The 13,052-nt window shown below is 39.9% G+C and carries 12 protein-coding genes; 7 read left to right on the forward strand and 5 right to left on the reverse strand.

Going from position 1 to position 13,052, the window contains the following annotated elements:
• Positions 1 to 113: 113 nt before the first annotated feature.
• Positions 114 to 1,022: an alpha/beta fold hydrolase gene (locus tag I6E69_RS02940; RefSeq protein WP_002958999.1), complete on the forward strand. Its 909-nt coding sequence runs from the start codon at positions 114 to 116 to the stop codon at positions 1,020 to 1,022.
• Here the strand turns inward: I6E69_RS02940 and I6E69_RS02945 are convergent.
• The 3 genes from I6E69_RS02945 to I6E69_RS02955 form a co-directional block, all read right to left on the reverse strand.
• Positions 1,019 to 2,452, reverse strand: coding sequence for a sulfotransferase (locus I6E69_RS02945; RefSeq protein ID WP_197120605.1), 1,434 nt, complete (start codon positions 2,450 to 2,452; stop codon positions 1,019 to 1,021). The two genes, I6E69_RS02940 and I6E69_RS02945, sit on opposite strands and share 4 nt — an antisense overlap.
• 250 nt (positions 2,453 to 2,702) lie before the next feature.
• Positions 2,703 to 5,285 carry a TonB-dependent siderophore receptor gene (locus I6E69_RS02950; protein ID WP_197120606.1) on the reverse strand — a complete coding sequence of 861 codons (2,583 nt, stop codon included), beginning with the start codon at positions 5,283 to 5,285 and terminating at the stop codon, positions 2,703 to 2,705.
• 317 nt (positions 5,286 to 5,602) lie between these two features.
• Positions 5,603 to 5,776, reverse strand: coding sequence for an oxidoreductase-like domain-containing protein (locus tag I6E69_RS02955; protein WP_154902924.1), 174 nt, complete (start codon positions 5,774 to 5,776; stop codon positions 5,603 to 5,605).
• Positions 5,777 to 5,879: 103 nt separating this feature from the next.
• On the opposite strand from I6E69_RS02955, the gene I6E69_RS02960 reads away from it, so the two are divergent.
• Positions 5,880 to 6,302: a hypothetical protein gene (locus tag I6E69_RS02960; protein WP_002959004.1), complete on the forward strand. Its 423-nt coding sequence runs from the start codon at positions 5,880 to 5,882 to the stop codon at positions 6,300 to 6,302.
• Positions 6,303 to 6,389: 87 nt separating this feature from the next.
• A complete protein-coding gene (locus I6E69_RS02965; protein WP_197120607.1) occupies positions 6,390 to 7,754 on the forward strand; it encodes a M17 family metallopeptidase in 1,365 nt (454 codons plus the stop codon).
• 38 nt (positions 7,755 to 7,792) lie between these two features.
• On the opposite strand, the gene I6E69_RS02970 is transcribed toward I6E69_RS02965, so the two are convergent.
• Together I6E69_RS02970 and I6E69_RS02975 are read right to left on the reverse strand one after the other, a co-directional pair.
• Positions 7,793 to 8,179, reverse strand: a complete 387-nt coding sequence (locus I6E69_RS02970; RefSeq protein ID WP_024595717.1) for a VOC family protein — start codon at positions 8,177 to 8,179, stop codon at positions 7,793 to 7,795.
• A 70-nt stretch (positions 8,180 to 8,249) separates the two neighbouring features.
• On the reverse strand, positions 8,250 to 9,329 hold the full coding sequence (locus I6E69_RS02975) for a ketoacyl-ACP synthase III (RefSeq protein WP_197120608.1): 1,080 nt from the start codon (positions 9,327 to 9,329) through the stop codon (positions 8,250 to 8,252).
• Positions 9,330 to 9,482: 153 nt separating this feature from the next.
• On the opposite strand from I6E69_RS02975, the gene I6E69_RS02980 reads away from it, so the two are divergent.
• From I6E69_RS02980 to I6E69_RS02995, 4 genes are all read left to right on the forward strand, one after another.
• The gene (locus tag I6E69_RS02980; protein WP_197120609.1) at positions 9,483 to 10,790 is read left to right on the forward strand and encodes an amidohydrolase family protein; all 1,308 of its coding nucleotides are present in this window, start codon (positions 9,483 to 9,485) and stop codon (positions 10,788 to 10,790) included.
• A gap of 8 nt (positions 10,791 to 10,798) precedes the next feature.
• Entirely contained in the window at positions 10,799 to 11,203 is a 405-nt protein-coding gene (locus I6E69_RS02985) for a DUF4440 domain-containing protein (protein ID WP_024595765.1), read from the forward strand.
• 61 nt (positions 11,204 to 11,264) lie between these two features.
• The gene (locus I6E69_RS02990) at positions 11,265 to 12,506 is read left to right on the forward strand and encodes a sensor histidine kinase (RefSeq protein ID WP_197120610.1); all 1,242 of its coding nucleotides are present in this window, start codon (positions 11,265 to 11,267) and stop codon (positions 12,504 to 12,506) included.
• Positions 12,503 to 13,030, forward strand: a complete 528-nt coding sequence (locus I6E69_RS02995; protein ID WP_188161085.1) for a response regulator transcription factor — start codon at positions 12,503 to 12,505, stop codon at positions 13,028 to 13,030. The genes I6E69_RS02990 and I6E69_RS02995 overlap by 4 nt, the downstream gene beginning before the upstream one ends.
• Positions 13,031 to 13,052 lie beyond the last annotated feature (22 nt).

Raw genomic sequence — 13,052 nt, forward strand, 5'->3', positions numbered from 1 at the left:
ACAGATATAATGACGTAAGTGTAACAAATGCTGATGGGTAAAGTGCAGACATTTCCTTTGGTATATTTAATATTGCTGGTAGGATGAGTTGAAAATAATAAAAAGGAATAACTGTGGCAATTTCTCAGCAATCAATAATTATCAATTTAGCTGATCAACAAACTCTTCATTTACGCCGTATTAGCGATGAAGATCAGCAAGGGCCCATCGTATTTTTTATGCATGGAGCAATAGAAAACGGTAAGATTTTTTACACGCACTCCAATAAAGGACTTGCCCCTTTTTTAGCTGAGCATGGGTATAGATGTTATGTGGCTGATTTACGTGGCCGAGGTGATAGCAAGCCAATCATTTCGAGCGAGTCCGAATATGGACAAACTGAGTCTATCCTAGAAGACATCCCTGCCTTTATTAAGCAAATAGAGTTGATTGAAGGCAAAAAGCCAGACTACTGGGTTGCTCACTCTTGGGGCGGGGTATTGATGAACAGCGCGTTTGCACGTTTTCCAGAATATATTAACGATGTTAAAGCATGTGTGTATTTTGGCTCTAAGCGTTCTTTATTTAATAGTCACCCTCAAAAATTATTACAAGCCAATTTAATTTGGTATTTTATGGCGCCTTTACTTGCTAAAAAACATGGCTATTTAAATGCTAAAGGTTATAAGTGGGGCAGCGATAACGAAACTCAAAAGTCGCATTATCAAAGTATGCAATGGGCTAAAAAGAAGCCATGGATAGATTCTGATGATAATTTTGATTATGCAAAAACGCTAAACAACCTGCATTTACCGCCAACGCTTCATATTGCTGCGGTAAAAGATAAAGCATTAGCGCAACCAATCGATATTCAAAAATTTATGGACGAATCGGGGCAAGGCATTCAGCAAATGCGAATTTACGGTCGTAAACACGGCCATAATTTTGATTACGATCATATTAATATGCTTACCCACCCAAGTGCGCGTGATGATCAATTTAAAGATTTACTTAATTGGTTTAAAGCACATCCGATTAATTAATTCTCATCAAGTAACTTTAGAAGAGGTGTTTTGTAACGCTCCCACTTAGCGATTGCGGCATTATTAATAGGTTGGCGAATAGCATGTTTACTCAAGGTCGTTACCGGTGTTTTTTGTTTATAAAACGCTAAGCAGCGCTCTTCAAAACTACAGTTTAAAAAGCCAAGTAACTGCGTTAGCTGCTCTTTTGGGTTACTCACTAAATCTTCGTAACTGACATCATAAATTGGCATCTCTTTAAAAGAGTGCCAATGGCTCATCAGTTTTTCATACAACTTATGATAAAGCTTAAACTCAGGTAGTGAGCAAAAGTAAGGCTCGTTTTCAGCAAAGTAATTAGTGAAGATAGAAAATGCGGTGGCATTAAAATCACGACTTAAATTTATAAATTTAGCATTTGGAAATAGAATATATATAAGTCCGAGCGACTGATAATTACTCGGCAGTTTATTTATTATAAAAGGTCTGATGGGCGATGCTGTTTTTAATGTTGTGATATACAGCTCGCGGGCTTTTTTGATTAAATCCGGCGTTAAATGTGCTAAACATTGCGGGTAAGTCACTCCCGTTTTTTGTTCGATAAAAGCAACTGCGTTATTACTAATACTCGTACTTTCTCCTAGGCTTGAAAACTGACTATGGCTTGCCAACATTTGCTCCACAAGGGTAGAACCACTACGAGGCATGCCAATAATAAATACAGGCGTGATATTACCCGTAAACTTTTTATCGGCAGAGGCTATAAACTCCTCGGTGTTGTATTTTATTATTTCATCGTAAAAAGGGGTTAAATCTTTAGTGTTAAATTCACTTAATTTTTTTTGTAATTTATTCGCCAATATAAAATAATTAAATGCTTGCTCGGTATCCTCAAGTGCATCGTAACTGTTTGCTAATGCGTAGTAACACACCATTTTTAAACGTAAATTACTCGTTTGAGTTAATAAGTGGTGCAAATTACTTACATAATTATGTTCTTTATCAAAGCGACCTAATTGTACAAGTTCAAATAAAATATAGGCTGTTACAGGGTATACACCAATGCTGAGTGCATGAGCAAAAGTTGTATGAGCTTTATCTAACTCGCCATGTGTTAAATAGTGCTGTGCTAAGTAATAATGAGGTTCTGGATTATGACTTGCTAATTTTTTTGCGTATTCAAGCACCGTTAGTGCATCGTTTGGCGAATGAACACCGTTAAATGCATCAGCAAGGGCATGTAATGGTTCAAGCATATGAGGCAAGCGCTCACAAGCTTTTTGGAGTAGGTATACAGCAGCGTCGTAACGTTCTAGTCGTAAGGCAATTCTGCCTAAGCCAAATAAAGCCTCACCATTTTCAGGGTTACTATTTAAAATTGCTTTAAAATGGAACTCGGCTTCTTTGAGTTTATTTTGTTGCAGTAGTTGGTTGGCTTTTTCAAGTAGCATAGTTATACCAATTTTATTAAAAAAATAATCATTCTATCGCATTAAATAGCGTACTCACTGCGTTAAAAATTATTCATATAGAGCAACTATATATCATAGTTTTCGCCTTGTTATTACGCTATTTTCTGAGCGCTATAATAGAACACTTATTCAATGCAATTGGTATTGTTCATTATTATTTTTATTAACTATAAAATTAAAAAGGCGAAATGTCTTTAACATTTCGCCTTTGGTTCTTCATGAAAATAGTTTAAAAAGTATATGTTGCTTTAGCGTAGTAAAAGCCACCGTTAATACCAAACGGAGATGTTTCGTAGAACTGACCACCCCAGTTGTTATTAGGGATGCCCGTTGCATCTGCAAAATCAAGTTTTTCAGCATCTTGGTCGAATAAGTTTTGAGCACCTACTGAGAAGCTAACTGATTCATTTAAGAAGTAAGTTACTTCAGCATCAATAGTGACTGCAGCATCTGCTGTTTTAGCTGTTGCATCATAATCAACGTGAACACCTTGGTATTCGCCGTAGTAGTTTGCACGAGCAAATGCAGAAACTGATTCCCATTGTTGAGACAATGTGAACGTTGCACGATGATTAGGTAAATCCTCTTCTAAGCGTTTAACTTTAAACGCACCTGTAATCTCACTAAATTTAGTTACTTCAGTATCATTCCAGTTATATGCAAGGCTAAAGGTAGAGCTACCGCCCATTAGTTCAGCAGTGTAGTTTGCAACTAAATCGATACCTTGTGTTGTTGTGTCAAAGTCGTTTGTAAAAAAGCTTACTTGAGCAAGACCTTGTACATTAGGTACTCCTGCTGCTGCAAGGGTATCTTTGTCTGCTTGGCTTAAGTTGATTTTATCTGATTGGCTAATACGGTCATCTACTTGGATGTTGTAGTAATCAAGCGTTAAAAATAATTCGCCAATTGTGTATACAGCACCAAGCGTATAACTTTGTGATTCTTCCGGCTCAAGCTCTGTACCACCTAATTGCACTGCAATTGGGTTTGTTGGTGGAAGAAGCGCTGAATCTTGTAATACACCGCCATCTAAACTTGTTTGTACATTACTTACGTTAGCTTGACCAACCGTTGGTGCACGGAAACCACTGCTTACAGAACCACGCACGTTTAAGTCTTCAGTTAAATGGTATTGAGCCATTACTTTGTAGTTAGTGGTAGTGCCAAAGCTGTCGTAGTCTTCAAATCGAAGTGCTACGCCCATTAAAAAGTCTTCAGTAAACGGTGCTTCAACATCAACATATGCTGCATAGTTACGGCGAGAAAATTCACCCGCTTGTGATGGTTTAAAACCAGGAAAGCCGTTAGAGCCAATACCAAAGCCTTGTTCTGTTAAAGGGCCTGCTGTGTAAGATGCTTCATCACCAGAGACGATAGTAAATGTTTCTTCATGCCACTCAAAACCACCGGCAATGTTTACATCATAAGCTAAACCAAAGTCGATACCTTTTGATAAATCAAAGTTAAAGTTCTTCTCTAGCTGTTCGTATTTACCCGGGCTGAAGTCTCGTGGTGTATCTGCACCTAAAGAGGCATTAACCGTGTCGTAAATAAAGTAACGTGATTCATTTAAGCCAACAGTACCGCTTAAGTCATAGTAAGTATCTTTTAAGAAGCCACCAGTGAATCGACCTTTAGTACCAATAGTTAAAGAAGTATCAGTAATGTTGCCGCCAAAGTTAGGTGTAAAGCCACCTGGAAGCATCTCATTAAAGGCAAAACAATCTGGGTTGTTTGCTACACCATTTATGTAAGCAGGATCATCTAGTACATTGCCGTCTGTTATTGTGATAGTTGGACAGTTAGCACTCATATCAGGTGTTGTGTCGGCAACAAGTAATGTTTCGCCACCATCATTTGAGTAAACACCAGAACGAGTTTGCGGATTACGGTAATAAAAACCGCCACGTACATCACGTTCAGAGTAGTTACCAAACATGTAAAATTCAGAGTCGTTTGTTAGCTCTAAACCCACATTACCAAAAATAGTAATATCGTCATCTACTTCTGGTGCACCCCATACTTGTGCAAGAGAAGATACATCAGGCACACCGGCAGCTGAAAGTGCTGCAGCATCGGCACGTTGAACTGAACGGCTTGTTGCATCAGCTGTTTTATATTGAAAGCTTAAATTAGCAAAACCATTGTCGGTAAACGGTAAACCAATGTTACCCGATACTTGAGTTGTATCGCCATCACCTTCGTAGAACTGGCCGTGGCGAACTTCTAATTTACCGCCTTCTGACGCGTCTTTTAGTTGGAAATTCATTACACCGGCGATTGCATCAGAACCATACTGCGCAGCCGCGCCATCGCGAAGTACTTCTACTTGTTTAATCGCAATGCTTGGAATAACTGAAATATCTGCGCCTTGCGCGCCATCGTTAATACCACCGCCTAAAAATGCGATTACAGAAGCACGGTGACGACGTTTGCCGTTTAAAAGAACCAATGTGCTGTCTGACGGTAAACCACGTAAGTTAGCTGGACGAACAAGAGAAGCCGCATCACTGATAGGGTTTTGGTGTACGTTAAACGATGGTACTGCACCTTTTAAAAGTTCAAGCATGTCAGTGTTACCTGACTTTTCAAGCTCTTCGCCGCCAATAATGTCGATTGGAACCGGTGAGTCACCTATTGAACGAGGAGCTGAACGCGTACCTACTACGGCAATTTTCTCAACGTTTTTATTTACTTTAGTTTGTTCCTGCTCGTCTGCCGCAATAGCAGATCCAGAAATAAATAACCCTGCAGTGGTTGTAGCTAAAGCAAATTTGATTGCTTGGTTTAGCGCATTACTTTTTAATTTCATTCTAATTTTCCCCAGTTAGAATAATTCTTATTTTTGATGTGAATTTCACATCATTTGTTTTTAACTTAATTTTTTGTTTCACATAAGTTTGAGGTTTTAGCTCAAAAGCCTAATCAATTAAGCTTACTTTTTGTGAAGTCCTATCTACAGACTATAGATAAAAAACAGGAAGGGCAATTACTAATTAACCGTTTGATAACAAAAAGATTCAATTTAAGAAAAAATGCAACAGTGGTGCAAAGTAAAACTAAAATGAACTAAATAAGTGCAAATAAGGCTATTGAGGGGAATATTAATGCGCTAACTGCATTTAAATGTTATTTATTTGTATCTTTTTTTGTGGGGTTTTCAATGTTTTGTGCGTACCGCCAAGCTGCTAATTTTTCTTTGTATTCATCCCATACGCAGGGACAGCAACTGCCACCACCGCAACATTCATCAGATTTTGGTTTTTCAGGTTTTTGCGGTAATTGATTTGTTATATTCTGCATTGTTGTATGTATTTAATACTAATTTGGTGCAAAGGGTAAGTTAAAGGGTGTTGAAAGTAAATTATTCTTTGTGAACCTGTGCTGCTGTGTGAAAATAAAAGTTATGCGATTATATAAAGTTATTCACCGTGCACCTTGGCGGGTAGTTAAAATTAGTAAAAAACGCCAACAGCTGCGTTTTCGCCGTGCTATGGTGGCGCTTAAAATCGCACTCGCCCAAGAAAAACAAGAAACTAAAGAAATGCTCTCTATTTATAGGCGTTACACTCAAGGCCACACAAGTAAAGAAGAGTTAAAACGCGCAAATGAGCAATTTGTTGATATTTTAAAAGGGTTAGGGCTCGGTGTATTTGCTGTATTACCTTTTGCTCCGCTTACAATTCCTTTAGTTGTTAAATTAGGGAGTTTGGTGGGAGTTGATGTACTGCCAAGTTCGTTTAATATGAACAAATCTATTAAAGAACTAGATGCTAAAATAGATCAAGAAAATCAAAAGCAAGAATCTAAAAATAGCTTAAAAAAGTAGCTAAAATCCCTTCAAATTAGCGATACCTTTTAGGTGCGCTTATTGATATGCTCTTAAGTACCATTTTTATATTATATGAGCTTTTTAATGAGTGCATTACTACGTCATACATCTTCTGGTATTCCTTTATCTTTTATTCTTAAAAACGAATTATCTGACTGGCAAGCACAGCAGCCTGCATTTATACAAAATTGGTTAACTAATACAGGTTTTGAAAAGCAAGGTGTTGCTTTAATTCCTGATGCTAAAACGGGCGAGTTAAGCCAGGTATTTTGTTTAATGCAAAGCAGCGATGATTTTTGGGCTGCGGGTAATTTAGCAAATACACTTCCTACAGGTACTTATCAAATTCAAGGCGACAGCGCTTTTGTAGAGCAGGTTGCTTTAGGGTTTGTACTTGGTGGTTACGAATTTAGTGAATACAAAGAAAAGCCAACGGCAAAGGCGCAATTAGCCATTAGCGATAAAGCGTTATATGAACGCATTAGCCAACAAGCTGATGCCATTACACTTGCACGTGATTTAGTTAATACCCCAGCGGTAGATATGATGCCGCAACACTTATCGCAAGTTATGGAAGATTTAGCTGCAACTTACAATGGCGAATTTTCACAGTGGGTTGGCGATGAGTTACTAGAGCAAAACTACCCGACTATTCACATGGTGGGTCGTGCAAGCGAAAATAAACCGCGTTTACTTGATTTAAAATGGGGCGCGACAGATGCTCCATTAATTACACTAGTCGGTAAGGGCGTATGTTTTGACTCAGGCGGACTTGATTTAAAACCGAGCTCTGGCATGCGTAACATGAAAAAAGACATGGGCGGCGCGGCGCACGTAATTGCACTAGCGCAGCTTATTATGGCAGCTAACTTACCAATTAGATTACGAGTGCTTGTACCTGCGGTTGAAAATGCGGTATCGCGAAATGCATTTCGCCCGGGCGATGTTGTTAAAACACGCAAAGGCATTATGGTCGAAATTGATAATACCGACGCTGAAGGCCGCTTAGTATTGTGTGATGCATTAAGCGAAGCACAAAACGATAATCCTGAGCTAATTATTGATTTTGCTACCCTCACGGGTGCATGTCGTGTTGCGTTAGGCACGGAGCTTCCGGGCTTTTTCTCAACAGAGCGCGGTGTAGCAAATGGCATTATTGATGCAGGTTTAAGTGTCCATGATCCTGTTTGGCAACTTCCGCTGTTTGAGCAATACAAAAACTTACTAAAAAGTGATGTAGCCGATATGGCAAACTGTGCAAGTACACCGTTTGGTGGTGCTATTACCGCAGCGCTTTACTTAAAAGAATTTGTTGAACCAACAACACCGTGGGTACATTTTGATGTAATGGCGTGGAACTTACGTGCATTACCAGGTCGTCCAACGGGTGGTGAAGCATTAGGTATTCGTGCTGTATTTAACTACTTACAAAATCGTTTTAATAAATAAGTTTTTGATTCAATAGTAAGAACTTGAGCTTATGAGTTTTAAACCTCATAAAGCTCAAGTGGCAAGTTATCTGGATCGGCAAAAAAGGTAAACTTTTTGCCGGTTATTTCATCCACTCTAATATCCTCAACGTTTACATCGCACGACTCTAAATACGTTTTTGCAATCTGTACATCCGCTACCTTAAAAGCTAAATGTCTTAAGCCTTGTGCTTCGGGATAGCTGGGTCTTACGGGCGATCCATTAAACGAAAATAGCTCTATTTGGCTACCATCGGGCATGGCTAAATCTAATTTATATGAATTACGATCAGCTCTAAAGTGCTCATTAATAACGTTAAGTTTAAGTACATTGCTATAAAAGTGTTTAGAACGTGTATAGTCACTGCAAATAATCGCAGCGTGATGAATACCTAAAAGTTTCAAATTTAATTCCTTAAAAAGCAAAAACGCACTTAAATAAGTGCGTTTTAAATGTGGCTTATTACATGTTGTGTTAGCTAGGCTGCGCTTCTTTACATGCTTTAACGGCCGGTGCTACAAGCTCTAAACCTGTTTGATCACACGGCGGTAAAGCAGCATCGCTTACACTAATAGGCGTTACACGTTCGCCCCATTTTATGTAACTTGCAGCCCACGTAAGGCCTGCACCAAATGCAGCAGACATAATGTTTGAATGCGGTTTAATTAACCCTTGCTCAACCGCTTCACATAACGCAATAGCAATAGTCGCAGCAGAGGTATTACCATACTCACCAATGTTAACCATTACTTTTTCGTCAGGTACTTTTAAGCGATGCTGAATAGCCTGAATAATACGTAAGTTAGCTTGGTGTGGAACGAGTACATTAATGTCGTCAAGGCTTAAATCGGCTTGTTTAAGTACATCGTCGCACGCTTCGCTCATGCCTTTTACAGCACGTTTAAAAATTTCACGGCCTTCAAATAATAAATCAGAAGGACCAATTGGCTCATACTTATTTAAATCGCTACCAAAGTTGGTGATGTGTAAAATATCGCGGTCTTCGCTGTCACAACCGGTTTTGGTACCAAGTAAACCCGCTGGGGTATCGGCAGCTTCAAGTATTACTGCACCTGCGCCATCGCCAAATAAAACAGCGCTGTCGCGACGTGCCCAGTTTACATACCAGGTCATACGTTCAGCGGCAATGACGACTGCTTTTTTGATCATACCCGCTTGAATTTGTGCTGTAGCAGCTTGCAATGCATATAAAAAGCCCGAACATGCCGCGTTTGTATCCATTGCGGCAGCGCCTGTTGCACCAATGTTTTTTTGCACTTGTGAGGCGGTATTTGCCACAACAGTAGAAGGTGTACAGGTTGCTAATATCACTAAATCAATATCTTTAGGATCAATGCCTGCGCACGCAATAGCATGCTTAGCAGCAACGGTTGCCAGCTCAGCGGTACTTACATGACTCACTCGGCGAGATTTAATGCCAGTACGCGTGGTTATCCACTCGTCGGTGGTATCAACTATTTCACTAATTTCATCGTTGCTAATGCTTGCTGGTGGAATGCATTTACCCCAACCAGTGATATGTGCGTAAGGCATAGTATGTTCTCTTAAGGTGGTCTGACATGTGTTACTAATGGGGGAGTTATACCAAAAAACGGCTTTCAAGACTAGTTTATAGCATGCTTTGTATCGTAAATATTCGCAATTACAGGTTATTTAAGGTAATGCTAGTATAAAAAAGGAGCAAGTATGAAAACAACACTAATAACAACATTCACTGCAATAACGCTGGCATTAATAACAAATGGGGCTTTTGCTCAACAGCATAAAATTATTTATGCGGGCAGTTTACTTGCATCCGAAGATCAAAAAGTAAAAACAGAGCAAACGTTAGTCATAACAGATAACACAATAACAGCCATTAAAAACGGCTACCTCACAAAAGCAGAACTTAACCTACCTGATGCCTATATTATCAATCTTAAAAATCAATTTGTAATGCCTGGTCTCATTGATATGCATGTTCACGTTACGTTTGAGCGAGATGCTAAAGCAAATCCTCACCGCTGGGCAACAGAATATGATGCCGATTATGCTTTGCGCTCAATTAAATATTTACAACGTACGCTCGATGCGGGTTTTACATCAGTGCGAGATTTAGGTAGCGATCACAAAGTAATATTTCCGCTAAAACGCGCTATTGAGCGAAATGATATTAACGGCCCTCGCATTTTTGCAGCGGGTAATACAATATCGCCTACCGGTGGACACGCAGATATGCACGGTTATCGAAAAGATATTACAGATGCGGTTACAGGCGGGATTGGTATTTGTAATGGCGCGGATGATTGTAGCCGTGCGGTACGCGAGGTAATTAAAAGTGGTGCTGATGTAATTAAAATTACTGCCACGGGTGGAGTACTAAGTAATACCGCTGCTGGGGTTAACCAACAACTTACAGATGCAGAGCTGATTGCAATTGTTGATACGGCTCACCACTTAGGACGTAAAGTTACAGCCCATGCACACGGTACACAAGGTATAAAAGCGGCCTTAAAAGCCGGTGTAGATTCTATTGAGCATGGCTCTTATTTAGATAAAGAGGCAATAAAGTTATTTAAAAAAACGGGGGCTTATTTAGTACCGACGCTTTTAGCGGGTGCAACGGTAAGTGAAGAGGTGCTTACAAACTCAAATATGCTACCGGCAATAGCCGACAAAGTGCGTGAAGTGACTCCAAAAATGCAGGCTTCGTTTAAACTTGCACTGAAAAACAAGGTTAATATAGCTTTTGGAACAGACTCTGGGGTGTCGCGTCATGGGCTCAATGCTAACGAGTTTAGTTTAATGGTAAACAATGGAATGAGCGAAGCCCAAGCTATTAAATCAGCAACCATACATGCAGCTAAACTGCTGGGGCAAAGCGCACTCATTGGCGACTTGAGTGTTGGTAAACAAGCAGATATTATCAGTGTGAATGGCTCACCGCTTAAAAATATCGACGTACTTAAAAACGTGCAATTTGTTATGAAAGCCGGGCAAGTTTATAAACAATAGGGAAGGTTATGAGCAGCAAAATAAAAGTGTCGTTGTTTAATCATTTGATTGACGCTGAGCGCCAGTTACTAGACCCAGAAGTTCGCCAATCTGAGCGCGCATTAGATGCTTTACTCGATGATGAATTTATCGAAATTGCTGCCAATGGCACTACATTTAATAAATACCAAGTACTTACCCGCTTACCTACCGAGGTTGTGCCACAGTTTTATAATCAGCATTTTAAGGGCCGAATGCTGAGCGATGATGTAGTGCAACTTAGTTACCAAGCTGCTTTTAGGCGCTCTGCTCGCGCTGAGTTTAATTATTCATTGCGTATGTCGCTTTGGCGTAAAAGTAATGAACAATGGAAAATGGTGTTTCACCAAGGAACGCCTTGTGCGCCGTTTTCAATTTCGATGGATGATGATTAAAAATCATATAACCGTTAAAATAACCTTATTAAACATTTGATTGGGCAATAACCTGTTGTTAATGCGTACCGACCCCACCATTAGTCGATTATTAATGCTGCGAAGCGGCGCGATTGCCGTGCAATTAATTGCGGTACTTAGCGTTTATTTTTTACTAGAACATCAAATTGCATTACTGCCTTTACTTATTGTTATTGCCGTTGAGGCTGTGTTTCAGCTTATTAGCCTATTTGCTTATCGAAATGTAAGCCGTGCTAAACCTTTGGGTATGTTGATGCAGCTAACTGCAGACGTATTATTTTTAACGGTTTTGCTATCGCTAAGCGGCGGTGCAACTAATGCATTTGTTTCGCTGTTATTGCTCCCAATAATGATCGCTGCTGTTACGCTGCGAGAAAAAGGATTAGCTTATATTGCGGTATTAGCCATTGCCGCATACAGTTTGCTACTTATAAAGATGCCCGATCACAGTATGCATCAAATGAATATGAGTGGTCATTTTATTGGCATGTGGGTTAATTTTGTTTTAAGTGCCAGCGTAATTGCCCTCGTTATTGGCGCAATGAGCAGGGCACTTAAAGAGCGAGAGCGAATTATTGCAAACGTGCGTGAAAAACAATTGCGTAATGAACAGCTTGTTACCCTTGATGGGGCTGCTGCACAAATCACCCATCAACTAGCGACCCCAATTGCAAATTTACAGCTATTGTTTGAAGAGTTATTAGAAGACCAGCCAAACAACCCTATTGTTAAGCACATGCAAGCGCCGCTTACTCAGTGTAGTACGCAACTTAACGACTTTAGAAAACTCTCAGAGCAATTACGCCTTAAAAATTCGCAAGAGCATACCACCGTAAAGCAACTGCAAACGCAAATTACAGATACGCTTTTACTGCAATACCCTGATCAGCACATTAAATGGATAACGCCACCTATTGCGGCAACGCTATTGAGTGATGCGATGTTATTGCCTGCTATTTTAAATTTATTGCAAAATGCCGCGCTCGCTAATCAAAAACAAGGCCAAACTCAATTAGAGCTGAGTTGGCAGCAAGATAACTTACATAGTGAATGCGTTTACTTGTTAATTCGCGATTTTGGCCGTGGCTTTTCATCATCGCAATTAGCAGAGCTTGGCGGGCAACTTATGCCAAGCGATCAAGGAATGGGGCTTGCTGTGCTTTTATCAAACGTTACTTTTGAGCGTTTAAATGGCTCACTTACCTTGTTTAACCATGCAGATGGCGGCGCTGTCGCCAAAGTTAAACTCGCTATTGTAAACACTGAGAATAACGCCTCATGAAGTTACTTATAATTGAAGACGACATTAATTTAGCCAGCACACTGGCAAGGCGTTTAACTAAACAGGGCTTTACCTGTGAGGTGGCGCATAATCAAAGTGATGCGTTACTTACCGCGCGTAAACTATTGCCCGACTTTGTTTTATTAGACATGAAACTGGGCGACGATAACGGACTTGCACTCATAAAACCGCTGCGTAGTTTGCTCACTCAGGCTCATATTGTTTTACTAACTGGGTTTGCAAGTATAGCAACCGCAGTAGAGGCAATGCGTTTAGGCGCAAACGATTACCTTACTAAGCCGGTTGATATGGCAACTTTATTAAAAGCGCTTAACACTGAGCCTGTGGCATCGGCATCGAGTGCTATTGATGATGCGGTTATGTCGCCGGAGCGTTTAGAGTGGGAGCATATTCAACAAGTATTACACAGTAATAATGGCAATGTGTCGGTTACCGCAAGGCAACTTAATATGCATAGACGTACTTTGCAGCGCAAATTACAAAAAAAGCCGGTGCAGCAGTAATTTAGTACTTAATTTAAGGAAA

The organism is Pseudoalteromonas sp. NZS100, assembly GCF_015864815.1.
Taxonomy (GTDB): domain Bacteria; phylum Pseudomonadota; class Gammaproteobacteria; order Enterobacterales; family Alteromonadaceae; genus Pseudoalteromonas; species Pseudoalteromonas distincta.